Genomic DNA, 24,991 nt, shown 5'->3' on the forward strand with positions numbered 1-24,991 from the left:
CGTAAACCATTTCTGCCTACCGTCCTCACGGGGCCGGAAACCTTCCGGCTAGGGGCGTAAGCAGACGGGCATGGTTGTTGTTTCGCATTTCCTGAAATGGATCTACACGGCCAGGGTGTCGGAGCGCGCCGCCGCGGCCAATGCGCTGGCCCGGGCCTATGTCAATTCCGAATTGCCGTTCGAGGACCGCTGCGCCGCCGAAGCGGCGCTGACGCTGCTGCTCGACGACGCCTCGTCGAAGGTGCGGCTGGCGATGGCGGAAGCGCTCTCGATGAGCCACCACGCGCCGCTGCAGATCATAAGCGTGCTTGCCGCCGACCAGCCGGAAGTCGCCGGTGTCGTGCTGGCGCGCTCGCCACTGCTCACCGACGCCGATCTGATCAACCGCGTGGCGGCGAGCCAGAAGGCAACGCAGAAACTGATCGCCGATCGGCCGCTCGTCTCGATGGCGCTGTCGGCGGCCATCGCCGAGATCGGCGAGGCGGAGGCCTGCGCCGTGCTTCTGGCCAACACCGGTGCCGCCATCGCTTCGATGAGTTTCCGCCGCATGGCGGAGCGCCATGGGCATCTGCCTTTGGTGCGCGAGGCGCTGATATCGGATATCAGGCTGCCCGCCGACTGCCGGCACATGCTGCTCATCAAGCTTGGCGAGACATTGAAGACATCGCCGCTGGTCATGGCGTTGATGGGAGCCGCGCGTGCAGAACGCGTCATGCGGGAGGCCTGCGTCAAGGCCTCGGTGACGCTGATCGAAGGCACGCGCCAGGAAGAGCATGCGGCGTTGATCGAGCATCTCAGGCTGCGTGGCGATCTGACCGCGAGCTTCCTGATCCGCACTATCGCGCACGGCAAGGTCGATTTCTTCGGCTCGGCGCTGGTCGCGCTCAGCCAGCAGTCCGAGCCACGGGTGAGGGCGCTGCTGGCCAGCGGGCACGACGTGGCCCTGCAGGCGTTGTTCCGCAGTGCCGGCCTGGCTGCCGCCACGCATGCGGTCATCCTGCGCGCGCTGAAGATCTGGCGTGAGGTTGCCAACGGCAAGCGCGTCGCCGGCGTTCAGGAGGTCAGCTGGCTGATGCTCAAGGAGTTGGGCGGGCAATCCGCCGAAGGCGATCTTGCCGCTCTGGTCAAGTCGATCCATCTCGATGCCCTGCGCGAGAACGCGCGCGGCCACGCGCTGGCGATCGCCGCAGCCTAGGTTTTATCCCTCGCGAAGAAATCCGGGAAATCCTCCATCGCCGCGGCGATGATGCGCAGGGACGCCGCGATTTGCAGCATGTCGCCGGTGGCGTTTCGCTGGGCGATGCCCGCCGCATACTGCCGGGCAACAGCGACGGTCGCTGTTTGCGGATCGCCAGGGGCACGGAAAAGCAGCTCGCGCGCCAATCCCCTCAGGAAGTTGGCGATTGAAAGCGCCGTTTCCGATGGGATGGCATGGTCTTGGCTGGCACTGCGCAGCCGCAGGATTTCCAGGCCGACCGTGACGGAGGCGACGCCGCCGCCCAGCACCGCCTCGCCCTTCCTGCCGGAATTCTGCACCAGCGGCATCAACTGATTGACCCGGTCATAAGCGAGGCTCTCGAAGGCCGAACGCCTCGGCACGCGCTCATGCAGGCAAAGCCGCGCCAGATCCTCGCGCATGGCCCGTACGATGCGGTCGGCCGCGAGCCACGGATCCGCCGGCAACACGACGATGAAGACGCCGATCGCCAGCAGGATGCCGACCAGGATCGATGCCGAACCGGCGAAGAAGGGGCCGGGATCATAGGTCATCGCCTGATGCGGGCTGAGGAAGGCCAGGAAATTGATGGCGAAGGCCGTCGCCACGCCGACATAGCGCGGATTGGCCATGGCGAGTGCCGCCGGCACCATGATGGGCACGACGAACAGCATGAACCAGCCGAAGCCCGGCAGGGCGGGAAGCGCGATCTGGCCGACGAGAAAGGCGAACGGCAAAGCGAGCAGCGTTCCCTTGAAGAAACCCCATGATACCTGCACGGGATCGGGGCGAGCGGCAAACAGGCTCGACACGACGGCAACCAGGATGACGGTGCCGGCCGCCTCCGACCACTTCGTCGTCAGCCAGAAAGCCGCGACCAACAGCGTGGCAACGGCCGCGCGGATGGCGTTGCGCGCGGCACCGGGATAGTCGCGATGCACCACCAGGGCCGGCTGCTGGCTGCCAGGACCTGGTCGGCGGGTCACCGGCGCGCGCAGCGCGTCCAGGCCACGAAGCACCTGTTTCAGCGCCTCGGCGAAATCGGCCGCTATGGTGAGGCGGGTGATGGTTCCGACCCTGTCCTCACCCTGATCGACCGAGGCATCGGGCATTTGCCGGGCCTTGGTTGAGATCGCGTCGAGCCGCGCCAACCAGGGCGAGGTATCGTCCAGCGCTCCCGGCTTGGTTGCCAGTTCGCCTACAAGGGCTTGCAGCTCCGAGCGCACCGGGATGAGGGCCGCGTTTTTCGGAGCGGCATGCGAATAGAGCGCGCGCGCCGCCGAAAGAGCCGAGAGCAGTTGTCCGATCGTGCGTCGCACCGGGTGCGCGCGCGGTGCGAAGCTCGGCGCTTCGAGCCTGGCATAGGCGCGCATCTCGCCAAGCGTCTGGGTGTCGGCGACAAGCTTCCGGTGCAGGCCGATCAGCGTTGCCCGATCCCCGCCGGAAAACGCTCCGCCGGCGTAAGTGGCGAGGTCGAGAATGCAGCGTTTCAGCCGCGAGATGATGGCGTCGCTGGCCAGTTTGGGCAGGATCAGCCGGCTGGTGAGGCCGGCGCAGACGATGCCGAGCACGATCTCGGCACAACGCGCGACCGCTAGGTCAACGACCAGATGCGGTTGCCCGAAAGCGGGCAGGCCGATGATCATGGCGGTGTAGCCGGCAAGGGCGGCGCCATAGGCTTCGGGATTGCGCAGCAGCGACGAGACGAAGGTGCAGATGCCTATCCAGACGGCAAGCACCGTCACCAGAATCCAGGGGCCGGTGCCGAACGCCGTGGTGATGCCGATTGCCGCGACACCCCCAGCAAGCGTGCCGAGCAGCCGGTAGAAGCCTTTCGCCAGCACCATGCCGGCAACCGGCTGGGCGACGATGAACACCGTCATCATCGCCCATTGCGGATGGTCGAGCTTCAGCGCATAGGCGGCGAGAAGCGCGATCATGCCAGCCGAAACGGTGCGCAGGGCAAAGATCCAGTCCGATCGCGTCGGTTGCGTCAGGCCGGCCAGGCTCGTCTCGAAATAGGTTTTCAGCCGCGCCCAGGTCACATGCCGGTCTCCATGTCAGGGACGCAAGCTAAACTCGCCAGCGGCTAGATATCCAGCACTTCCGTCTCGGCGAATTCGGCGCGTTCCTGGATGAAGCGGAAGCGGGCTTCGGGCTTGGTACCCATCAGTGCATCGACCGCATCCTTGGTCGCCGCCTCGGCGTCGATCACGTCGACCCTGAGCAGCGTGCGCTTCCTGGGGTCCATGGTGGTCTCCTTGAGCTGCGAGGCCATCATTTCGCCCAGGCCCTTGAAGCGGCCGAGCTCGACCTTGCCGCGCCCGGTGAATTCGGTGCGCAGAAGCTCGTCCTTGTGGGCGTCGTCGCGGGCATAGGCGACCTTGCCGCCTTGCCTGATCGAGTAAAGCGGCGGCACCGCCAGATAGAGATGGCCGCCGCGTACCAGCGCCGGCATCTCCTGGTAGAAAAAGGTGATCAGCAGCGAAGCAATGTGGGCGCCGTCGACATCGGCGTCGGTCATGATGATCACGCGGTCGTAGCGCAAATCCTCGTCGCGATACTTTGACCGCGTGCCGCAGCCAAGCGCCTGGATCAGGTCCGATATCTGCTGGTTGGCGGCCAGCTTGTCATTGCCGGCGCTGGCGACGTTGAGGATTTTTCCGCGCAGCGGCAAGACGGCCTGGCTGGCACGGTCGCGCGCTTGCTTGGCGGAGCCGCCGGCGGAATCGCCTTCGACGATGAAGAGTTCGGCACCTGCCGCCGCGTTCTGTGTGCAGTCGGCGAGCTTGCCCGGCAAGCGCAGCTTGCGCACCGCACTCTTGCGCGACACCTCTTTTTCCTGGCGGCGGCGCACCCGTTCGTCAGCGCGCGCGATCACCCAGTCGAGCAGTTTCGAGGCTTCTTGCGGATTGTCGGCCAGCCAATGGTCGAACGGGTCGCGTATCGCGGTCTCGACGATGCGTATCGCTTCGATCGTCGCCAGCCTGTCCTTGGTCTGGCCGACGAATTCCGGCTCGCGGATGAACACCGACAGCATGCCGGCGGCCGAGATCATGACGTCTTCCGACGTGACGATCGAGGCGCGCTTGTTGCCGACGAGGTCGGCATAGGCCCGCAGGCCGCGCGTCAGGACGTTGCGGAAGCCGGCCTCGTGCGTGCCGCCTTCACCGGTCGGAATGGTGTTGCAGTAGGAATTGATGAAGCCGTCGCCGCCGAACCAGGTCACCGCCCACTCGAGCGAGCCATGGCCGCCTTGCCTGTCGCTCTTGCCGGCGAAGATTTCGCGCGTCACCTGGAATTCGTCGCCTAGCGACGCTTTCAGATAATCCTTGAGGCCGCCGGGAAAATGGAATTCCGCCTTGGCCGGCGTCTGATCCTTTTCCTTGATGAGGGAAGGATCGCAGGTCCAGCGGATTTCGACGCCGCCGAACAGATAGGCCTTGGAGCGCGTCATGCGGTAGAGCCGTGCCGGCTCGAAGGCCGCACCCTTGCCGAAGATCTGCTCGTCGGGATGGAAACGCGTCCTGGTGCCGCGGCGGTTGTGCACCTCGCCGAGGTGCTCCAGACCGCTTACCGGAATGCCGCGTGAAAACCGTTGGCGATAAAGCTGGCGGCCGCGCGCGACTTCGACCTCGAGATGGTCCGACAGGGCGTTGACGACGGAAACGCCGACGCCGTGCAGGCCACCGGAGGTCTCGTAGACCTTGGAATCGAACTTGCCGCCCGAATGCAGCGTCGTCATGATCACTTCGAGCGCCGGCTTCTTGAATTTCGGATGCGGATCGACCGGGATGCCGCGGCCATTGTCGGTGACGGTGAGATAGCCGTCGGCGGAAAGCTCGACATCGATGAAGGTGGCGTGGCCGGCAACCGCTTCGTCCATCGAATTGTCGATGACCTCGGCGAACAAATGGTGCATCGCCTTGTCGTCGGTACCGCCGATATACATGCCAGGCCGGCGGCGCACCGGCTCCAGGCCTTCGAGCACCTCGATGTCGGCGGCGCTGTAACCCTCGCTGCCATCCTTGGCCGCGGCCGGGCGCCTGGCGGCCGCTTGCACCAGCGGATCCGCTGGGCGCGCCGGCGCGCGAACCGGCTGCGGCTGCTTGTCGATGTTGCCGAAGAGATCGTTGTTGTCGTCCATGCCAACCATAAGGGTCCGGTGCTGCGAATCACCCGTCGATACTGCCACGCTTTTCGGCGCCAAGCGACGGAGGTTCCTGTTACGTTCGGGGATTTAGCCCTTCTTACCCTAAAACCATTCGATAACCAAGCGGGCGGAAATAGGTCGAATGCCACCGCACAAGATTCCTGATTCTTTAACAATGCCGACTAGCGTGAGCCCAACATAACAAGAAACTGCAGGCGTCAGGGGTTTAGGTGTGAGGGGCAAGGCCATAACGATGATCGGCATCGCCGCCGTTTTCGGCGCGATCTCGATCTTTGCCGCGGATTTCTGGGTCAAGAGCCAAGCCCAGGCCGATGCCCAGGAGAAGACGGCCTCGATCGCCGCTCCGGCCTCACCCAGGATCGAATTCAAGACGATCGTGGTGGCGACCGCGCCATTGCGTTATGGCATGGAGCTCGATCGCACCAAACTCAGCGAAATCCCGTGGCCGCAGGATTCCCTGCCGCAGGGCGCCTTTGCGACCATCGACGGGTTGCTCGGCGAAGGTGGCCGGGTCGTGCTGTCGCCGATCGAGGTCAACGAGCCGGTGCTGCTCACCAAGCTGTCCGGACCGAACGGCCGCGCGACGCTGTCCAATATGCTGACGCCCGGAATGCGGGCGGTCACCATCCGCACCGACGAGATCGCCGGCGTCGGCGGCTTCGTCACGCCGGGCGACCGGGTCGATGTCGTGCTGACCCGCGATGCCGGCGAAATCCAGGAAGTCGCCAAGAACGCGCAAGGCGCGGCCGGTTCGACCATCACCTCGGAAATCGTCGTTGCCGACGCCAAGGTGCTGAGCGTCGGGCAGGGCGCCGACGAGCGCCAGACGACGCCGCAGGTGGCCAATTCCGTGACCATCGAGGTGACGAGCGACGGCGCGCAGAAAGTGGCGCTGGCCCGCACCGTCGGCACGCTGTCGCTTTCGCTGCGCTCCGCCAGCGAAGGCGGCGACGGCAAGAACGGCGTCACCACCATCTCTTCCTTCGGCGGATCTGTGGCTTCCAAGGCCCAGGCGGCGGCCGGCTCCCTGTTCGATGCCGTCGCAAAGGAGCCGGAGAAGCCGAAGTTCAAGACGGTCATCGTGACACGCGGCACGCAGGCCGAGGAATACAAGGTTCCTTCGCGGGATCAGAAGTAAAGACCGGTGGGGACCGGGCGGGACGGGATAATGGCGATGCATACCCTATATCGAATGACGGATCGGTTGCGTTTGGTGCGCGCCTTGGCGATGGCGGCTTCACTGGCCGCGAGCGGCATGCTCGCCTTCGTCGGCGCGGCCAAGGCGGACAACGACATCGTCCATGTCTCGTCGACCAGGAATGCGTCGATCAAGGTCGCCAAGGGCAAGCCCAAGACGATCATGACGAGCGCGGCCTTCTACCAGATCGTCATCGGCGATCCGGAGATCGCCAACGTCAATCCGCTGACCGACAAATCCTTCTATGTGCTGGGCAACAATCTCGGCACCACCGGCATTGCGCTGTTCGACGAGAACAAGCAGCTCGTCGGCACCATCGACATCGAAGTGACGCTCGACACCGACCAATTGGCGAGCACCATCCGCGCCAGCGTGCCGGACGCCAAGATCAAGGTCGGCTCGGCCAATGGCCGCGTGGTGCTTTCGGGCGAGGCGGATGACGCGGTCGCCGCCGAAAAGGCAAACAAGATCGCCACCCGCTTCTCCGGCAATGAGGAGGTGATCAATTCGGTCAATATCTCCTCGTCGCAGCAGGTCCAGCTCAATGTCCGCTTCGTCGAGATCAATCGCCAGGCCGGGCAGGATCTGGGCGCGAAATACAGCGCCAATTTCGCTTACGGCTTCGGCGGTCGCGACGTCTCGATCAATCCAGGCCCGGTCCCGGCGGCCGGCACCGGCGAGATCATCGGCCGGCTGCTGTCCAATGGCGTCTCGATCGATATCGCCATCAAGGCGCTGGAGGAGCGCGGCCTTGCCCGAAGGTTGGCCGAACCGAACCTGATTGCTCGCTCCGGCGAAACGGCGAGCTTTCTCGCCGGCGGCGAATTTCCCATCCCGGTTTCCGAAGACAATGGCAATATCTCCGTCAGCTACAAGAAATACGGCGTCAGCCTGGACTTTACGCCGACCGTGCTGAAGGACGGATTGGTCAGCCTCGACATCGCGCCGGAAGTCTCCTCGATCGATGCGTCGGCATCGTACAATATCGGCAACATTTCGGTGCCGGGGTTCATCGTGCGCCGCGCCAAGACTTCGGTCGACCTGAAGAACGGCCAGAGCTTCATGATCGCCGGGCTGCTGCAGTCCCAGAACGACATCATCACGTCTCGCATACCCGGTCTCGGCAAGATGCCGGTGCTGGGGTCGCTGTTCTCGTCGAAATCCTATCAGCGGCGCGAGACCGACCTGGTCATCATCGTCACGCCCTATCTGGTCAAGCCGGTCGATCCGTCGAAGAAAATGGCTGAGCCGACCGATGGCACACAGCCCGCCAGCAATGTCGACTATTTCCTCAACAACACCGAGGAAGTGAAGGCGCCGGACACCAACCGTGCGCTGGCGCTGGCTGACGGCAGCGCTGCGCGGGGCGCTTCCGCGACCAAAGTCGGCCATTTCCTCGACCTGCCGAAGGACTGAAGCCATGCGTCTGGTCCTGAGATCGAGCATCGCACTGCTTCTTGCCGGTTTGGCAAGCGGCTGTACCAGCGACGACTATGTGCGCAGCGAAGGCGTGACGACAGCCGCCGGTGAGGCGCAGGCCGCCAACACCGTCATGCAGATGGTCGACCCGTGGAAGTACGGCGTCCAGAACACGAGGCTTCTCGTGCCTGCCAAGCGTGGCGATGCCGGGGCCGCCACGCCCGATCAGGCGGCCGGTGCCAAGGCAGCGCAAACGACCACCGGCAACTGATCCAGACGGCGATCGACCTCATAGGCGGCAAGAATGGCAAACAGCACCAAGAAGATCCTGCTCGTATCGACAGACCGGACCTTCGCGCAGGACACGAAGACGGCCTTTGCCGCCTCCGAGATCATCCAGCTCATGACGGTCGAGAAGAACGTCACCGAACTGCGCGGCGAGGTTCAGGAGGCCGAGTTCGGCGTCGTTATCGTCGATATGGATGCGGCGAAGCTGGAAGAAATCGAGTCACTGCAACGTGTGATGCGCCGGCTCGAGGGCAAGGCACCGGTGGTCGTGGTCACGCAGGAGTTCAACGCCGCCGCTGTCCGCATCCTGGTCCAACTCAAGGTCGCCGACTTCCTGGTCAAGCCGATCACCACGGCCGACCTCGTGCGTTCGGTCGTGCGAGCGTTGCAGGGACCCGGCCGCGAGGAAAACACCGAGTCGCAAATCTACACCTTCATGCCCGCCGCCGGCGGCGTCGGCACCACGACACTGGCGCTGCAGACCGCGTTCCAGCTGCATCATTCGGTGACGCGCGGCGCCTCGACCTGTGTGGTCGACCTCAATTTCCAGCAAGGTGCCTGCGCCGAATATCTCGATCTGGAGCCGCGTTTCGACATCACCGAAATCGAGAACCAACCCGAGCGCCTCGACCGGCAGCTGCTCGATGTGATGCTGTCCAAGCACGCCAGCGGACTTTGCGTGCTGGCGGCGCCGACCCATCCGGCCGAAATGCGCTCGTTCAAGACCGATGTCGTGGTGCGCATGCTGGACCTCGTCTCGGCCTATTTCGACAATGTCGTCATCGACATGCCGCGCACCTGGTTTCCGTGGACGGAAACGGTGCTGCTCGGTTCCAACAAGCTCTACATCGTTGCTGAAATGACGGTGCCGTGCCTGCGCCATACGCAGCGGCTGATCCAGGCCGTCTATGAGACCGCCGGCAAGGAAGTGAAGCCGAACGTGATCGTCAACCGTTTCGAGCAGAAGATGTTCGACAACGGCATCAAGCAGGCGGATGTCCAGGAAATCCTTGGCGAGCATTTTGTCGGCGGCATCGCCAACAACTACCGGCTGGTGCGCGAGGCGGTCGACCGCGGCGTGCCGCTGCACGAGATCGATCCCAACGCCAATGTCGTCAACGACCTGAAGAAGATCATCCTTCCGGAAGAGTCGGTGGCGACCGCGAGCAAGTCGAAGTCGCTATTCGGTTTCGGCAGGGGCCTGTTGAAAAGGAAAGCTGGATGACCAGCCGTTTTTCCACCCTGCAGAATCGCGACGCCCGCCCGCAGCGACCGGCGGAATCGACACCGGTCGCGCATCATGCCGTCGTTATCCCGACCAGCCGAAAGGCTTTGCCGGCGAAACCGGAAGCGGCACCGGCAAAGAATGCCAACAAGGTGCTCGATGCCCGGGTGCGCATCCATCGGATGCTGCTCGAGGAGATCAACCTCGTCGCGCTGGAGCGCTTGCCCAAGGACGAGATGCGCCGGCAAGTGCATGATTTCGTATCGGAAAAAACCCGCCAGGAGCGGATGGCGATCAATACCGCCGAACTCGACGCGCTGGTCGACGATATCGTCGACGAGATGGTCGGCCTCGGCCCGCTCGAGCCGTTGCTCAAGGACCCCGACATCAACGATATCCTGATCAACGGCCACCAGAACTGTTTCGTCGAAAAGAAAGGCAAGCTGCAGCAGGTCCACATCCCGTTCAAGGACGAGGCGCATCTGCTCAGAATCGTCAACAAGATCGTGGCCGCCGTCGGCCGCCGCGTCGACGAATCGCAGCCGATGGTCGACGCACGCATGCTGGACGGCTCGCGCTTCAACGCAGCCATCCGCCCGGTGGCCGTCGACGGTCCGCTGGTGTCGATCCGCAAGTTCTCCAAGAACAAGCTTGGCCTGCACAGGCTGGTCGAATTCGGCGCCATCACGCAGAACATGGCCGAAGTGCTGGCCGCGGCCGTGCATGCCCGCAAGACGACGATCATTTCGGGTGGCACCGGCACAGGCAAGACGACGATGCTCAACGCGCTGTCGGCCTTCATTCCGGAAGACGAGCGGCTGATCACCATCGAGGACGCGGCGGAGCTTCAATTGCAGCAGCCGCACGTCGCGCGCATGGAAACGCGCCCGGCCAACATCGAAGGCCATGGCGAGCTCAAACAGCGCGACCTGGTCAAGAACGCGCTGCGCATGCGTCCCGACCGCGTCATCCTCGGCGAGTGCCGCGGCGAGGAGGCATTCGACATGCTTCAGGCGATGAACACCGGCCATGAAGGGTCGATGGCGACCATCCATGCCAACACGCCTCGCGATGCCATTTCACGCCTCGAGCAGATGCTGGGCATGACCGGCATGCCGATGACGGTGCAGTCGATCCGCAGCCAGATCGCCAGCGCCATCGACATCATCGTCCAATTGACCCGGCTTTCCGACGGCAAGCGCAAGGTGACGAGCGTCGCCGAGGTGACCGGCATGGAGGGTGATGTCATCCAGATGCAGGAAATCTTCCGCTTCGTGCGCACCGGCATGGATGCCGACGGCAGCATTCTCGGCTACTTCGAGGCAACCGGGATCCGGCCGCGCTTCCTCGAGGACCTGCGCGCCATGGGCATCGACTTTCCGGGACGCTATTTCGAACCCGGCCGGCCGCAGGAGTAGCCGGGGTGTTCGACGGCTTCAGCGCGATCTATGTCGTCTATGCCGGGGCCGCACTGACCGGCATCATGGTCGCCGAGGCGGTCTACCTGCTCTATGCCGGCCGCAGCGACAAGCGCACCGCCATCAACCGGCGCATGAAACTTCAGGAAAACAAGATCAGCCAGGAGCAGGTGCTGATCCAACTGCGCAAGGAGCGCGGTCTCGACGCGGGAACGTCGCTGTTCTCGCCGGACCGGTTCCGTGCCTTGCGCACGCAGTCGGGCATGGTGATGCCGCTGTCGAAATTCCTGACGATCACCTGCGGCGTGGCGATGGCCATGACGCTGTTCGCCATCTCGCGCGGCTTGCCGTTGTTGATGGGGCTCATTCTGTTCGTCATGCTGGTGCCGCTGCTGCCGGTCATGGCGATGCGCTCCATGCGCAAGCGCCGGCTGAAACGTTTCGGCATGCAGTTGCCGGAGGCGCTGGAACTGATCACGCGGGGCCTCAAGGCCGGTCATCCGGTTCCGGTGGCGATTGCCATGGTGTCGCGCGAGATGCCCGATCCGATCGGTACGGAATTCGGCGTCATTGCCGACGAAGTCACCTATGGTTCCGACCTGGTCTCGGCGCTGAACTCGCTTTTCGACCGGGTAGGCCACGAGGACCTGCCGTTGTTCGTCACCGCCGTGTCGATCCAGACCAGTTCGGGCGGCAATCTGCGCGAAATCCTCGATGGGTTGTCGACGACGATCCGCGAACGCGGCAAGCTGCGCCGCAAGGTGCGCGCGATTTCGACCGAAGGCCGCCTGTCGGCCTACATTTTGACTGCCGTGCCGGCGCTGCTGTTCACCGCCATCATGGCCATGATGCCGGGATATTACAGCGACGTCTGGGGCGTGCCGAAGACGTGGTACATGATCGGCGGCTCGGTTACCTGGCTGATGCTGGGCAATCTGATCATGTTCAAGATGTCGAACTTCAGGTTCTGACATGCAGAGCGTCATCGAATTCCTCGCCTCGCTCGCGCCGGCCTCGCTGATGCCGGTTGCGGTCCTCTTGCTGCTCGTCGGAGTCGCCGCGGTCGCCTGGCCGATGGTGGCGGCGAAGGGTGACCGCAATGAAGTCAAGCGCCGGCTCAAGGTCGACCACGGTCCGGTGGCGGCCAAGCCCGAACCGGTGCAGAAGAAGAATAGCGGCGTCGTGCGCGAGAAGGCGGTGAAGAGGGCGCAGGAATTCTACGCCAAGAGCGACCCGGAAAATGTCGCCCGCCTGCGTTTGAAGCTCATCCAGGCCGGTTACATGGAGCCGCGCGCCGTTGGCATGTTCTTCCTCATCCGGTTCACGGCAATGATCGGCACGACGTTCGCCGTCTTCGTGCTCAACCGGTGGATGGCCAGCCCGGACGCTACCATGACCAGCCGGTGGACCTTCATCATCCTGTCGGGCGCTGCCGGCTATTTCTTGCCGGGTCTGGTGCTGACCCAGAAGGTTCGGGAAAAGATGCGCGAATACCGCAACGGCTTCCCCGATTTCATGGACCTGATGATCGTCTGCTCCGATGCCGGCATGAGTATGGAAGCGGGCGTCGAGCGCGTTTCGAAAGAACTCGCCAAGACCTATCCGTCGCTCAGCCAGAATTTGCAGCTCGTGTCGCTGGAGCTTCGGGCGGGACGCAGCCTCGACGACGCGCTGAAGGCGCTCGCCGATCGCCTCAGCCTGGACGAGGTGCGCTCCTTCGCCACGCTCCTGCAGCAGTCGAAGGAACTCGGCACCAGCCTGTCGGGCGCGCTCAGGGTGTTTTCAGATGAAATGCGCCACAAGCGCATGTCGCTGGCCGAGGAGAAGGCGCACGCCTTGCCGGCAAAGATGTCCGTGCCGGTCGTGGTCTGCATCCTGCCGGTGGTGCTGATGATCGCCGTCATTCCCATCATCGTCAAAATGACGGGTCACTAAAGCGCGCCGGTCGCGACCGATTCGCGCGACATGCACGCAATCTGGACCTGTAACGTCCGTAATCAGCGAGAAGTCCATGCGAATACTGTTGCCCCCCCCTGTTGCTGGGCCTCGCCGCGGCGGGCTTGTCACCCGCCCAGGCCGCGGCTGGCGATTGCGGCGATGCCGCCGCGTTGGTGCAGCAGGCCTATCCGAAGGCTCTCAAGAGCGCCGATGGCGCCTCATTCACGCTCGAGCCCCACACCAGCATCGCCTTGGCGCCTCAGGACAGCGATTCGCCATTCCGCCTGATCTGCAAGATCTGGCCCGCCCATGACGATCTGCTGCTGGTCGCGGTGCCGCTGACCGACAGCGCCCAATCCAGGGACGACGGGCATGTTGGCGATATCGAGCTTCTGGTCGTCGACAGGAACAGCAAGCAAGTGCGCCAGCGCTTGCTCCAGCCCGGGCTGATAACCGACGATGCCATCGCTATCCGCAAGATCGAATTCGATACCGGCCGCTATGGGTTGGCGCCCGGTGTCACCGCCTTTGGCCTGCGTATCGAGATGGCCAATCATTCGCAGGCCAATCCCTTTAGCGAAACCGACCTGCGGCTCTATGCCGTCGCCGGCGATGCACTGCGCATGGTGCTCGATGGCCTTGTCGTTGCCGGTAATGGTGGCGAAGGCGATACCAATTGCGCGGGATCCTTTCATTCCAGTCGGGTCAGCCTGACGATGGGCGCGGCGAGACATCACGGCTATCGTGACATCACCGCGGTCGAACGGACGGATACCGACGAGCCGTCCCCCGACACGGATGGCGAGTGCCAGTCTCATCCCGGCAAACCTGTGAACCGAACCTACCGGCTGCGCTATGACGGCAGCCGTTATCCGGTTCCGGGCGAGCTCAGGGCCATGGAGCCGTAAGAACCCTGCGGTATCGAGGGCGTCGCGACCCGTGGTTAATGGCCGGTATTCGGGACACTAAAAGTTAGCCGCATTTCGGCACCGAAGCTTAATCGCTGTGCTGTAGTGTCTTTCCCTGAAGAACGACCCGGCAAATCGGGCGACGGGGCAGGGCATGCGTCAGATAAAATTTGCGGCGGTGGCCACGATGGCAACCGTCCTGATGATCACCGGGTGCACGACGAACACCAACGTCGACACGACCAAGACAACCGCCATCCAGCCGACTGCCAAGGATGTCGACACATCCGACCTGGCGGAAGGCAAGGCGCAGTTTCGCGACGCCAATTATGGTCTTGCCGAACAGCATTTCCGCAAGGCCGTCGAATTGAAGGCCGACAATGCGGAGGCCTGGATGGGGCTTGCGGCTTCCTATGACGAACTCGGCCGCTTCGACTTCGCCGACCGCGCTTATGGCCAGCTTTTGAAAGTCGCCGGCCGCAAACCGCGGATCGTCAACAATATGGGCTATTCGCAATTGTTGCGCGGCAACAAGACGAAGGCCAGGGCACTGCTGCTGGAGGCGAAGGCCGGCATGGCCGATCCCACCGTTGTCGATGCCAACCTCGCCTTGCTCAACAAGGGCTGATGCCGGTTGATCCGCGCGCCGGCCAGGGGTGCGGTTTCGGCACAGGTGGCATCGACGCTTTGTAAACCCTATCCGCAGGTTGGGTCGAGAGATTGCCTGAAAACCATGTCCGAGGGCTGCCGCTGACCTAGAATGCGGCGCAACCGCCGACGCTCGAGAGGCCCCCGCCCGATATGCTGGATTTCAGTTCGCTCCTGCTCGCAGCCGCGCTGTCGGGCATCTGTCTCAGTGTGACCATGTTCGCGATCTGGGCCACCGCGCCGCGGGCCGGATTCGTGCTGACGGTGGCATGCGGCATTCTCGTGCTCGTCGCGCATGTAATCCTGTTTTGGCGCTATACCAGGGAGCCCGATCCGCTGCTTTGCCAGATCGCGCTGGCGCTGCTCAGCCTGGGTTTTCTGATCATCTGCATTTCGGCCATGCAATATCTCGGTGTGCCGGACCACAGGCGTGTGATTGCTCCGACATTTGCCGCCATGGCCGTCTGTGCGGCCGTGACCTTCATGAGCCTTGACGGTATCGGTTTCGTGATCACCTACGCGACGGTTACCGTGCTGCTCTCGACGATCGGGGCCATGTTCTGGATCAATGGCAGTCACGATCGCCGCATCCTGCTGGTGGTTTCGTTCCTGAGCGGCACCTGTGCGCTGTCGTTTGCCCTTTGCGGCGTGGTTCTGATGGCCAAAGGGCAGTGGACGCTCGGTGTCGCGCCCGACAATTGGGCTGAACGCCTCAACTCTGTCGTGGCGGTGGCCTGTATGACCGGCCTCGGCGCTTTGACGCTTTCGCTCCACCATTTGCAGGCGCAGATCGAGCTGAAGGCCGAGACCATGACCGATCCGCTGACCGGGCTGATGAACCGCCGGGGCCTGACGTCGCTTTATGGCGAGCGCACCTTCGGCCCGTTCATGGCGATCGTCATGTTCGATCTCGATCACTTCAAACGGACGAACGACATCTATGGACACCCGGTCGGGGATCAGGTCCTGTGCCGTTTCGGTGCCGTCATCCGGAAATATGCCAGGACCGGGGCCGACGCCTTTCGCCTGGGCGGCGAGGAGTTCGCGATCATCATGTCGCGGATGACGGAAGAGCGGGCCTATGATCTTGCCAGCAAGATCGGTGTCGCTTTCGGCACGGAAGTCGTGCCCACGCCGCTCGGCCCCTTGCGCAGCACGGTCAGCGGCGGGATCGGGTTCGGCGAGGCCGACGGCAGCACCCTCGACGAGGTGCTGGCCAGGGCCGACTCCACGCTCTACGCGGCCAAGCGCGCCGGCCGAAACTGCGTCATCAGCCACAATAGGATGGGCAAGGCCGAACCGATCAAGCCGGCCTTGCGCTCCGCGTAGCTATTCCGCAGCACCCAGATAATCCGACAGCGGCGGGCAGGAGCAGACCAGGTTGCGGTCGCCGGCGACATTGTCGATGCGCGATACCGGCGGCCAGTACTTTGCGGCGGTGTCGGCGTCGCCGGCGGGATAGGCCGCTTCCAGGCGCGAGTAAGGGTGGGTCCATTGACCGGCCAGCGCCTCGGCTGACGTATGCGGTGCGTTGACCAGCGGATTGTCGGCCAAGGGCCATTCGCCTTTGGCCACTTTCGCCGCTTCGCCGGCTATGGCGATCATGGCCTCGCAGAAACGGTCGAGTTCGCGCTTGGGCTCGGACTCGGTCGGCTCGACCATCAGCGTGCCGGCGACCGGGAACGACATGGTCGGCGCGTGGAAACCATAGTCGATCAGGCGCTTGGCGATGTCCTCGACACCGATGCCGGCGCTCTCCTTGAGCACGCGGGTGTCGAGGATGCACTCATGGGCGACACGATCGCTCCTGCCCTTGTAAAGCAGCGGGAAGTGCGGGGCGAGCCGCGTCGCCACGTAGTTGGCCGAGACGATCGCCGTCTCGGTCGCCTGCTTGAGGCCGGAAGCGCCCATCATGCGGATGTACATCCAGGTGATCGGCAGGATGGAAGCGCTGCCGAACGGGGCGGCCGCCACGGCATGCGCCGAGCCTTCGCTGACATGGCCGGGCAGATAGGGCTTCAGATGCGCCCTGACGCCGATCGGACCGACGCCCGGTCCGCCGCCGCCATGCGGGATGCAGAAGGTCTTGTGCAGGTTCATGTGGCAGACGTCGGCGCCGATGTCGCCGGGACGGGCAAGTCCGACCAGCGCGTTGAGGTTGGCGCCGTCGAAATAGACCTGGCCGCCATGCTCATGGATGAGCGCGCAGAGATGGCGCGCGCCTTCTTCGTAGACGCCATGCGTGGAGGGGTAGGTGAACATCAGCGCCGCGAGATTCCTGGAATGCTCATTGGCCTTGGCGCGCATATCGTCCATGTCGATGTTGCCGTCTTCCAGGCAGCGAACGACGACGACGCTCATGCCAGCCATCGCGGCACTCGCCGGATTGGTGCCATGCGCGGAAGAGGGGATCAGACAGACGGTGCGATGGCCCTCACCGCGCGAGCGGTGATAGGCGCGGATGGCCAGCAGCCCGGCATATTCGCCCTGGCTGCCGGCATTGGGCTGCAAGGTCACGGCGTCGAAGCCGGTGATCTCCGCCAGCCAGCCTTCCAACTCGCCGATCATGGCGCGGTAGCCGGCCGAATGCGCTGCCGGCGCAAAGGGATGCAGGTTGGCGATTTCCGGCCAGCTCACCGGCATCATCTCCGCCGCGGCATTGAGCTTCATGGTGCAGGAGCCCAGCGGGATCATGGCGCGGTCGAGCGCCAGGTCCTTGTCGGCCAGCCGGCGCAGGAAGCGCATCATCTCGGTTTCCGACTTGTTCTCGTGGAAGACCGGCTGGGTCAAAAACTCCTTGCCGCGCGGCTTGCCGGGCACCGTGCTGTCGGCCGAAGAAGCAGCCTTGGCGTCGAACAGGGCTGCGATCGCCTCGAGATCGGCATTGGTCGAGGTTTCGTCGAAACTGATGCCGACATGGTCGGCGTCGAGCACACGCAGCAGCCGGTGGGTCTTTTCGGCGGCGGCGGCGATCTGGGCGGCCTTGCCTTTGGTCTCCACCGTCACCGTGTCGAAACGGCTGGAACCGAGCACCGATACACCCGCAGCCTCGAGGCCGCTTGCCAGGCGGTTGGCCAGCGCGTGGATGCGCCCGGCGATTGCCTGCAAGCCGACCGGACCATGCCAGATGGCGTAGGCGGTCGCCATATTGGCAAGCAGCGCCTGCGCGGTGCAGATGTTGGAGGTCGCCTTGTCGCGGCGGATATGCTGTTCGCGCGTCTGCAAGGCGAGGCGGTAGCCCGGCCGGCCCTTGCTATCGGTCGACTGGCCGACCAGGCGACCGGGCATCAGGCGCGTCAGCTTGTCGGAGACGGCGCAATAGGCGGCGTGCGGGCCGCCAAAACCCATCGGCACGCCAAAGCGCTGCATCGGGCCGACCGCAATGTCGGCGCCGAGCTTTGCCGGCGCGTCGGTCAGCGTCAGGCCAAGCGGATCGGCGACGAAAACGACCAGCGCGCCGGCAGCGCGAGCCTTGGAGATCGCCGCCTTGTGGTCGCCATAGACGCCGAAGGTGTCAGGCCATGAGACGAGCAGGGCGGCGGTGTTGTCGTCGATCTCCTCGCCGTCAATCTCGATGCCGAGCGGCTCGGCGCGGGTGCGCACCACGTCCAGTGTCTGCGGATGCGGCGTGCCGGCGAGCGCCACCTTGGTGCGCCTGTCGCGATGGTGGCGCAGGGCAATGCCGACCGCTTCGGCGACTGCTGTTGCCTCGTCGAGCAACGAAGCCGACGCCACCGGCAGGCCGGTCAGTTCCGTGACCAGCGTCTGGAAGTTGAACAGCATTTCCAGCCGGCCCTGGCTGATCTCGGCCTGGTAAGGCGTGTAGGCAGTGTACCAGGCCGGATTCTCGAACAGATTGCGCTGGATGACCGGCGGCACGTGGACACCGTGGTAACCGGCGCCGATGAAGCTCTTCAGCACTTTGTTCTTCGCCATGGTCGCGGACAATTCGGCAAGCGCTTCGGCTTCGCTGGCTGGCGCTGGCAGGTCGAGCGGCTGGTCGAGGCGGATCGATCTCGGCACGGCCTGACTGATCAGCGTCTCCACCGAGGGAACACCGATGACGGTGAGCATGGCTCGAACGTCGGCAAGGCTGGGTCCGATGTGGCGGGCCGAGAACGGGTAGGGGGCAGCGGTCATGTCAACAAGTTCCTGATGTCAGGCGATATGGGCTTTGTAGGCGGCCTCATCCATGAGGCTGGCGAGCTGGCTTTCGTCGGCGAGCTTCATCTTCCATAGCCAGCCGGCGCCGGTCGCCGCCGAATTGACCAGTGATGGGTCGGAAGACAGCGTGCCGTTGGCCTCGGTGACTTCACCGTCGACCGGCGCGTAGACGTCGGAGGCCGCCTTGACGGATTCGACCACGACGGCGGTATCGCCCTTGGCGAGCTTCTTTCCCGTTTCCGGCAGTTCCACGAAGACGAGGTCGCCGAGCTGCTCCTGCGCATAATCGGTGATGCCGACGGTAGCGGTGCCGCCTTCGACGCGGAGCCATTCGTGGTCTGATGTGAAATAGGTTGTTGCCATGGAATTCATCCTTTGCGGTAGCGATGAGGGGTGAAGGGCAGGGAACTGATTTCGACTGGGATCTTCGTGCCGCGCACATCGGCGAAAACTCGCGTTCCCGTCTTTGCCAACGATGTGGTGACATAGCCCATGGCCACGGGATGGCCGGCGGACGGGCCGAAGCCGCCCGAGGTGACATGGCCGACCGGGTTGCCGTCGGCGTCGAATAGCGCCGCGCCCGCGCGTACCGGCTGGCGGCCTTCGGGCTTCAACCCAACGCGCTTTTGCGCCGGGCCCCGCTCCACGGCGGCGCGCAAGGCGTCGGCACCGATAAAGGCGCCGGAAGCCCTGGTATCCCTTGGGATTGCCCACATCAGCGCCGCCGCGGCCGGGTCGGTCTCCGGTGTGATGTCCTGGCCGTGCAGGCAGAGGCCGGCTTCGAGCCGAAGGCTGTCGCGCGCGGCAAGGCCGATCCAGAGCACGCGCTCGTCCTCGAGCAGTTTGGCGACCAGGTCCCGTGCGTCCGCCTCCGGCAGGCCGATCTCGAAACCGTCCTCGCCGGTATAGCCCGACCGGCTCATGAACCAGTTTTTCCGTGGCTCGACGCCGTGCATGAACAGCAGCGAGCCGGTCTCGATGCCTGCGCGGGAAAGGGCGGCCCAGGCTTCAGGGCCCTGGATGGCCAGGAACACACGGTCGAGCGGCTCGACCTGCACATCGAAATCAGCCGCCAGCGCGCGCAGATGCTTTTCATCGGCGATGGCGTTGCCGGCATTGGCGACGACCATGAAGCGGTCGTCGCCAAGTCGGGTGACGATCAGATCGTCGAGAATGCCGCCTGCCTCATTCAGGAAGAACGTCAGTTTGGACTGCGAAATCTCGAGCGTGCCGGCGTCCAGCGGGCAAGCGCGGCTCAACAGCGCAGCCGCTTCCGGCCCGCCGACCTCGAACAGCTTCATATGCGAGATGTCGAACAGCCCCACATGTTCGCGGGTGTGAAGATGCTCCTTCATGACGCCGGCCGGATAGGTCAACGGCATCGACCAGCCGGCAAAGGCGCCGAAGCGCGCACCGGCGGCTGTATGGATGTCTTCGAGGGGAAGGTGTTTGTCGTCGCCCGTCATGTCGTCTCCAGAGTCGCACGCAATCGGTCGCTGATGGCGACCAGTCCGTGCCCCTCTGTCTGAAGCCTGAGAGACTCGCGCAGCCGGAACTCTGTCAGCGGCGCTTACACCTTCGGCGCGGGGGCAAGCCCCGACTTTCCAGAGTGTCTTTCCCGTCTACGGTTCTTTTGCCTGAGAGATTTCGGGCGATTTCCCCTTCGGCGGCAGCTCTCGCTGCTCTCTCCCGCAAACAGGTAGGACTCAAACCCTGAGCCCTCGACGCGCCATCCATAGCCCGTCGGCGACACCTTGTCACCTCCCAGCGACATCTAAGCGCGTCCCGCGCTTTAGATCTTTGTTGATGCATGTCGTTCTCCCAAAACCGCTGCACACTTTTGGTCGACATTGATCTCACAAGTCTTCGCTAACCACGCCATTTGGCGGTTTTTCAAGACACTCCTGATATAGCAGGCAGATGTGACGCGTTGGGCGGACGGGGACGACAGATGGGCGAATTGATCATGAGCGCTCCGGTGGCGGGGCTGACGTCGAAGAACCGGATTGCTGCGGAGGATGTCGTGATGCTGCGCCGCGACGTGTTCGCCGACGGCGTGGTGAGCCGCGGCGAAGCCGAGGCCTTGTTCGCGCTCGACCAGACGGCGCGAGACAAATGCGCGGAATGGGCACCGTTCTTCGTCGAGGCGGTCACCGACTACATCGTCCACCAGGAAAAGCCCTCTGGCTATATTTCGCAGGAAAATGCCGATTGGCTGGTCCGCACGATTTCGCGCGACGGCATGGTCGACAGCCGGACCGAACTCCAATTGCTCGTTCACGTCCTGGAAGAGGCGAAATCCTCGCCGGGCCGGCTTTGTGTCTACGCGCTGGAGCAGGTCGCCAATGCCGTCGTCGACGGCAAGGGACCGCTGATGCTGGGCGGTGCGCTGGTGCCTGGATTGATCGCCAAAGCGGAAGTCGAGCTTCTGCGCCGTATCCTCCATGCCCATGGCGGCGACGGCAACATCGCCATCACCCGGGCCGAGGCCGAGGTGCTTTTCAGGATCAACGAGCGGACAGCCCAGGCCAACAACGATCCGTCCTGGAACGATCTGTTCGTCAAGGCTATCGCCAATTTCGTCATGTGCTCGGCCGGTTACGAAGCGCCCACCCGCGAGGTGGCGCTGCGCCACGAAACCTTCCTCGATCACGCGGGCCCGGAATTCGGCGGTTTCTTCAGCCGCATGGTCTCCGGTGGCCTCGCCGGCATCATCGAGGCCTATCGGTCGCCGGATGACATAGAGACCGAATGGGAGGCGAAGAACAGGGCCGCCGAGGCGCTGGCCCGCCGTGCCGAGACGATCGATGCCGGTGAAGCCGGCTGGCTGGTCGGACATATCGGGGTGAACCGGCCTCTGTACGAGAATGAGCGTGCACTGCTGACCTTGATCAAGCATGCCTCGCCGGAAATCCATCCGGCACTGAAGCCGTTGCTCGACAAGGTGGCCTAAGCAGCGCCGGCCGCCGCGACCGTTTTACACAGGATGATGTTGGAATGGCCTTCGGGCCATTCCGCCAGTTCGGCCATGCGCTCGAAGCCGGCCTTTTCATACAGGCCTGGTGCCTGGAAGTCGTGGCTGGAGACCCAGATCGTCTTGACGCCGCGATCGGCGGCCTCGGCGACAAAAGCGTCGAGCAATTGCCTTGCGTAGCCGCGGCCTCGGTAAGCCTCGTCAATCCACATCAATGTGAGCTCGCACGTGCCCGCCCAGGAATAGCCGGCGGCTACTCCGATCGCGTGTCCCGCATCATCACGGATGACAAAGGCCAGTTCCCGGTCGTCGTCGCGGTCCGTCATACGCCGGTTGTCGCGATGGAGACGCTCCTCGAGCGAACTCAACTCGATGGGCGACAGATCGTGCTCGGCCTCTATGCGGGCGGCCATCAAATCCCGCCGTACCAGTCGTAGCCGTTGTCCTCCCAATAGCCGCCGCGGCCGCCGCCAATATTGGCGAAGCCGTCGACCAGTTCGATCTTGTAGAGATATTTCGGCATCTTGTAGCCGAGCTGGCGCTCGACACGGACGCGCAGCGGCGCGCCGTTCTCTACCGGCAGCGGCTTGCCGTTCAGGCCATAGGCAAGGATGGTCTGGGGATGGCGGGCATCGATCAGGTCGATCGTCCCGTAATATTTGATGTCGCCCGACAGGCTGCGGTCGATCGTGTCGAGGCAGTGGAACATGACATAGCGCGCCTGCGGCTTGACCACCGCCTGGTCGAGCAGCAGCGACAGCGGCGTGCCGGTCCATTTGGCGATGCAGCTCCAGCCCTCGACGCAGTCATGGCGCGTGATCTGGGTGCGGCTCGGCATGTTCATGAGCTGCTCGCGGGTGAGCGACAGCGGCTTTTCGACGAGGCCTGAAACCTCTAGGCGCCAATCGGCGAAGTTGTTGGCGAGCAGGGCCTTGTATGCGTCGTCATCCGGCGCGGTGACGCCGTTCGGCCGCATTGGCTGACGAATATCGGCTTCAGTGAATTCCGGCGCCAGCGAACTGCCACCGCCCAGCAACCGTTGTGCCCTGTGGGTCAGGCCATTGGCGTTTTCGAGGAAACCGCGCAGGCCGCTGCCGATGCTGAGCTGGCTGTCGAAGGCGTCGCAACCCGACAGCATGATGCCGGAAGCGCCAAGGCTGGCGGCGGTGAGGAATTTCCGGCGGCTGATCTCGAATTTTGCCATGTCAGGCACTCCTCTCGGATGTGTTGTCGTCATGCGCGGGAGGATCGGTGCGGTACCAGCCGGTGATGATCGAACGCAGCTCATTGATCGGGCCGGCGGCCAGAATCATCAGGATGTGAATGATGAAGAAGGCAACCAGCAGAGCCATGACGGTGAAATGAATAGTGCGTGCCGTCTGCCGCCCGCCGAGCAGATCGTTGAGGAAGGGCAGCACCGAATCCATGCTCGGCGACATGGCGAGGCCCGTGATAATCATCAGAGGCAAGAGCACGAACAGCACGCCGCCATAGGCCATTTTCTGCAATGTGTTGTATTCGCGCGTGTGGTGGAATTTGAGCCTGGCGTGATTGGCGATGTCCTGTGGCAAGCGTTTGAGGTCATCCAGGCGCGGCGCCAGATCGCGGCGGATGTGGCCGTTGATCAGGCCGGCGACCAGCCAGACCAGCAAAGTCGCAGTCAGGATCCAGGCAAAGAAGAAATGGATCACACGGGCGGTGCCGAGGTCATAGTAGGAGGGGATCGTCGCCCAGGATGGGAAACCGCGCGCCGTCTCGTTACCGGCAGGACCCGACCAACCGAGGACGCCTGTCGTGTCGAAGCGGTGCCCGAAGATTTCGGTGTAACCGCGCGGACCGGCATTGGTGTTTTCGGCGCCTATGGCGAAAATGGTGTTGCTGTAGCCGAAGCCGGATTGCTTGCCGATGTAGAGCTGCGGCCGGGCATTGAAAATCTGCAGGCCGGATAGCAGCATGAAAAACAATGAGATGGCCCAGAGCCAGTGTGTCAGCCGCGTCCATCGCGACTGCCGGTAGATCAATGTTTTCTCTTTTGAAGCGGGGACACCCGGTCCAATTTCGGATTGGCTTCTGGCAACCGATTCCATCTTGTCTGGTCTCCCGGCCTTGCGGCTTGGCCTACGTGTTCATTGTCCTCCTGATACGTCGCGATCCAAACCGATGTTTCATCCGATCACGGATTTATTACGGACCGCCCAGGCTGACGGCGAGATTGACGGCCGCGGCCACGATGACGGTGTTGAAGAAGAACGACAGGACCGAGTGGACAAGCACGACACAACGCATGTGCGTCGTGGAAATGTTTGTGTCGGCGGTCTGTGCCGTCATGCCGATGACGGTCGAGAAATAGAGGAAATCCCAGCCCTCGGGGCGTTTGTCGCCCGGGAACAGCAGACCGCCGACCGGGATTTTCTTGTTGGTCTCGGCGTCGACCGCATCGCCGTCCATCCAGTAGACATGGGCATAGTGGAGCGCCGCCATGGCATGGATGGTGAACCAGCCGAGCGGGATCGACAGCAGCGCGAAGCCGAGTTGGATCGGGTGATCCCCATCTTTCCGATTGATCAGCAGGAACAAGGAGACAACGGCAAAGCCGACGACAACGAGCGTCACCGCGAAGATGACCAGCACCGGCTGATCGGTGGCGCGTGCATTCTTGCTGAGATACTTGCCGGTGAGTTTGGGCATCTGGCTAACGACAAGAATGACGTAAGCGGCAAAAAATGCGTTGGCGCCGATCGAATAGGCGAGCGGGGCGTGCAGCAGCAACGCCACAAGCAGCGCAAACGCACCGAGACACGCCGATACCGCAAACAGCATGTGGCGCTGCATGGGTTTCTCGATCGGGGTTTCGGCGGCCATGGCGGTCTCCACCTGGATGGCGCTTTGTTGCTAGTCCGGTGTGGCGGATTTCAGCGCGCGCCGCAAGATACGGTCGAGTTCGCCGAGGAACCGCGAGCGGTCCTGCGGCGCGAAGGCGGCATTGTAGCCCTTGCTTTCGCCGGTTTCGCGCAGATGCTGCTTGAGGTCCCGCATCGCTACCGCCATGCCGATCGTTTCCGGTGTGAAGGGCCGCCCGGTCGGTCCCAACACATGCGCGCCGAGCTCCACCGTGCGGGCGGCAAGCGGAATATCCGCTGTTACCACGATGTCGTTTGATTTCGCGTTGTCGACGATCCAGTCGTCAGCGGCATCGGCGCCCTTGGAGACGACGACATTGCGGATCATCGGGTCGCGCGACGGCCGCAGGCCGCCATTGGAGACGTAAGTGACCACGACGCCATGGCGTTCGGCGACCTTTTCGACCTCGGCCTTGACCGGGCAGGCGTCGGCGTCGACGTAGATGGCGGGTGCGGGCATCGTCTCTCCAGAAACAAGCAGGGGCCGGAAACGCAACCGGCCCCATACCTGAAATGTCACA

Annotated in this window: 22 protein-coding genes and 1 riboswitch; of the genes, 12 read left to right on the forward strand and 10 right to left on the reverse strand. The window is 63.7% G+C overall.

Annotated elements, in window-relative coordinates; translation table 11 throughout:
- Positions 1–70 precede the first annotated feature (70 nt).
- Positions 71–1,195 carry a DUF2336 domain-containing protein gene (locus EN845_RS24760; RefSeq protein ID WP_127872622.1) on the forward strand — a complete coding sequence of 375 codons (1,125 nt, stop codon included), beginning with the start codon at positions 71–73 and terminating at the stop codon, positions 1,193–1,195.
- Here the strand turns inward: EN845_RS24760 and EN845_RS24765 are convergent.
- Positions 1,192–3,261, reverse strand: coding sequence for an FUSC family protein (locus tag EN845_RS24765; protein ID WP_127872621.1), 2,070 nt, complete (start codon positions 3,259–3,261; stop codon positions 1,192–1,194). The genes EN845_RS24760 and EN845_RS24765 overlap by 4 nt on opposite strands.
- Positions 3,262–3,305: 44 nt before the next feature.
- A complete protein-coding gene (gene parE / locus EN845_RS24770) occupies positions 3,306–5,363 on the reverse strand; it encodes a DNA topoisomerase IV subunit B (RefSeq protein ID WP_127872620.1) in 2,058 nt (685 codons plus the stop codon).
- Between the two features lie 238 nt (positions 5,364–5,601).
- On the opposite strand from parE, the gene cpaB reads away from it, so the two are divergent.
- The 10 genes from cpaB (at position 5,602) to EN845_RS24820 (ending at position 15,761) form a co-directional block, all read left to right on the forward strand.
- Entirely contained in the window at positions 5,602–6,528 is a 927-nt protein-coding gene (cpaB, locus tag EN845_RS24775; RefSeq protein ID WP_245511795.1) for a Flp pilus assembly protein CpaB, read from the forward strand.
- A gap of 90 nt (positions 6,529–6,618) precedes the next feature.
- A complete protein-coding gene (locus tag EN845_RS24780; RefSeq protein ID WP_245511799.1) occupies positions 6,619–8,004 on the forward strand; it encodes a type II and III secretion system protein family protein in 1,386 nt (461 codons plus the stop codon).
- 4 nt (positions 8,005–8,008) lie between these two features.
- Complete coding sequence (locus EN845_RS24785) at positions 8,009–8,278, forward strand: hypothetical protein (protein WP_127280814.1); 270 nt, start codon at positions 8,009–8,011, stop codon at positions 8,276–8,278.
- Positions 8,279–8,311: 33 nt separating this feature from the next.
- The gene (locus EN845_RS24790) at positions 8,312–9,520 is read left to right on the forward strand and encodes a response regulator (RefSeq protein WP_127280813.1); all 1,209 of its coding nucleotides are present in this window, start codon (positions 8,312–8,314) and stop codon (positions 9,518–9,520) included.
- Positions 9,517–10,938, forward strand: a complete 1,422-nt coding sequence (locus EN845_RS24795; protein WP_127872618.1) for a CpaF family protein — start codon at positions 9,517–9,519, stop codon at positions 10,936–10,938. Before EN845_RS24790 ends, EN845_RS24795 begins: the two co-directional genes overlap by 4 nt.
- Before the next feature lie 5 nt (positions 10,939–10,943).
- The gene (locus EN845_RS24800; protein ID WP_127872617.1) at positions 10,944–11,909 is read left to right on the forward strand and encodes a type II secretion system F family protein; all 966 of its coding nucleotides are present in this window, start codon (positions 10,944–10,946) and stop codon (positions 11,907–11,909) included.
- A 1-nt stretch (position 11,910) separates the two neighbouring features.
- Positions 11,911–12,873: a type II secretion system F family protein gene (locus EN845_RS24805; RefSeq protein ID WP_127279841.1), complete on the forward strand. Its 963-nt coding sequence runs from the start codon at positions 11,911–11,913 to the stop codon at positions 12,871–12,873.
- 125 nt (positions 12,874–12,998) lie between these two features.
- Positions 12,999–13,784 (forward strand): hypothetical protein, encoded by a 786-nt coding sequence (locus EN845_RS24810; RefSeq protein ID WP_245511796.1) that lies wholly within the window; start codon positions 12,999–13,001, stop codon positions 13,782–13,784.
- Positions 13,785–13,938: 154 nt separating this feature from the next.
- Positions 13,939–14,412, forward strand: a complete 474-nt coding sequence (locus EN845_RS24815) for a hypothetical protein (RefSeq protein WP_127279842.1) — start codon at positions 13,939–13,941, stop codon at positions 14,410–14,412.
- A 173-nt stretch (positions 14,413–14,585) separates the two neighbouring features.
- Positions 14,586–15,761, forward strand: a complete 1,176-nt coding sequence (locus tag EN845_RS24820) for a GGDEF domain-containing protein (RefSeq protein ID WP_127872615.1) — start codon at positions 14,586–14,588, stop codon at positions 15,759–15,761.
- On the opposite strand, the gene gcvP is transcribed toward EN845_RS24820, so the two are convergent.
- From gcvP to gcvT, 3 genes are read right to left on the reverse strand one after another with little or no spacing between them, the layout of a single operon-like run.
- Positions 15,762–18,572: an aminomethyl-transferring glycine dehydrogenase gene (gene gcvP / locus EN845_RS24825; protein WP_127872614.1), complete on the reverse strand. Its 2,811-nt coding sequence runs from the start codon at positions 18,570–18,572 to the stop codon at positions 15,762–15,764. It abuts the gene before it with no gap.
- A gap of 18 nt (positions 18,573–18,590) precedes the next feature.
- Positions 18,591–18,959 (reverse strand): glycine cleavage system protein GcvH, encoded by a 369-nt coding sequence (gene gcvH / locus EN845_RS24830; protein ID WP_127277662.1) that lies wholly within the window; start codon positions 18,957–18,959, stop codon positions 18,591–18,593.
- A gap of 5 nt (positions 18,960–18,964) precedes the next feature.
- Positions 18,965–20,062, reverse strand: coding sequence for a glycine cleavage system aminomethyltransferase GcvT (gene gcvT / locus EN845_RS24835; RefSeq protein ID WP_127277661.1), 1,098 nt, complete (start codon positions 20,060–20,062; stop codon positions 18,965–18,967).
- A 149-nt stretch (positions 20,063–20,211) separates the two neighbouring features.
- Positions 20,212–20,298, reverse strand: a riboswitch (glycine riboswitch).
- A 249-nt stretch (positions 20,299–20,547) separates the two neighbouring features.
- Between gcvT and EN845_RS24840 the strand changes: the two genes are divergently transcribed.
- The gene (locus EN845_RS24840) at positions 20,548–21,549 is read left to right on the forward strand and encodes a hypothetical protein (protein ID WP_127277660.1); all 1,002 of its coding nucleotides are present in this window, start codon (positions 20,548–20,550) and stop codon (positions 21,547–21,549) included.
- Here the strand turns inward: EN845_RS24840 and EN845_RS24845 are convergent.
- From EN845_RS24845 to EN845_RS24865, 5 genes are all read right to left on the reverse strand, one after another.
- Positions 21,546–21,983, reverse strand: coding sequence for a GNAT family N-acetyltransferase (locus EN845_RS24845; protein ID WP_127277659.1), 438 nt, complete (start codon positions 21,981–21,983; stop codon positions 21,546–21,548). The two genes, EN845_RS24840 and EN845_RS24845, sit on opposite strands and share 4 nt — an antisense overlap.
- Positions 21,983–22,774, reverse strand: coding sequence for a molybdopterin-binding protein (locus tag EN845_RS24850; RefSeq protein WP_127872613.1), 792 nt, complete (start codon positions 22,772–22,774; stop codon positions 21,983–21,985). The genes EN845_RS24845 and EN845_RS24850 overlap by 1 nt, the downstream gene beginning before the upstream one ends.
- A 1-nt stretch (position 22,775) precedes the next feature.
- Complete coding sequence (locus EN845_RS24855; RefSeq protein WP_127872612.1) at positions 22,776–23,657, reverse strand: cytochrome b/b6 domain-containing protein; 882 nt, start codon at positions 23,655–23,657, stop codon at positions 22,776–22,778.
- Positions 23,658–23,754: 97 nt separating this feature from the next.
- On the reverse strand, positions 23,755–24,432 hold the full coding sequence (locus EN845_RS24860) for a DUF1345 domain-containing protein (RefSeq protein ID WP_127872611.1): 678 nt from the start codon (positions 24,430–24,432) through the stop codon (positions 23,755–23,757).
- A gap of 30 nt (positions 24,433–24,462) precedes the next feature.
- On the reverse strand, positions 24,463–24,930 hold the full coding sequence (locus EN845_RS24865; protein ID WP_127872610.1) for a YaiI/YqxD family protein: 468 nt from the start codon (positions 24,928–24,930) through the stop codon (positions 24,463–24,465).
- Positions 24,931–24,991 lie beyond the last annotated feature (61 nt).

This window comes from Mesorhizobium sp. M8A.F.Ca.ET.202.01.1.1 (genome assembly GCF_004791595.1).
Classification (GTDB): domain Bacteria; phylum Pseudomonadota; class Alphaproteobacteria; order Rhizobiales; family Rhizobiaceae; genus Mesorhizobium.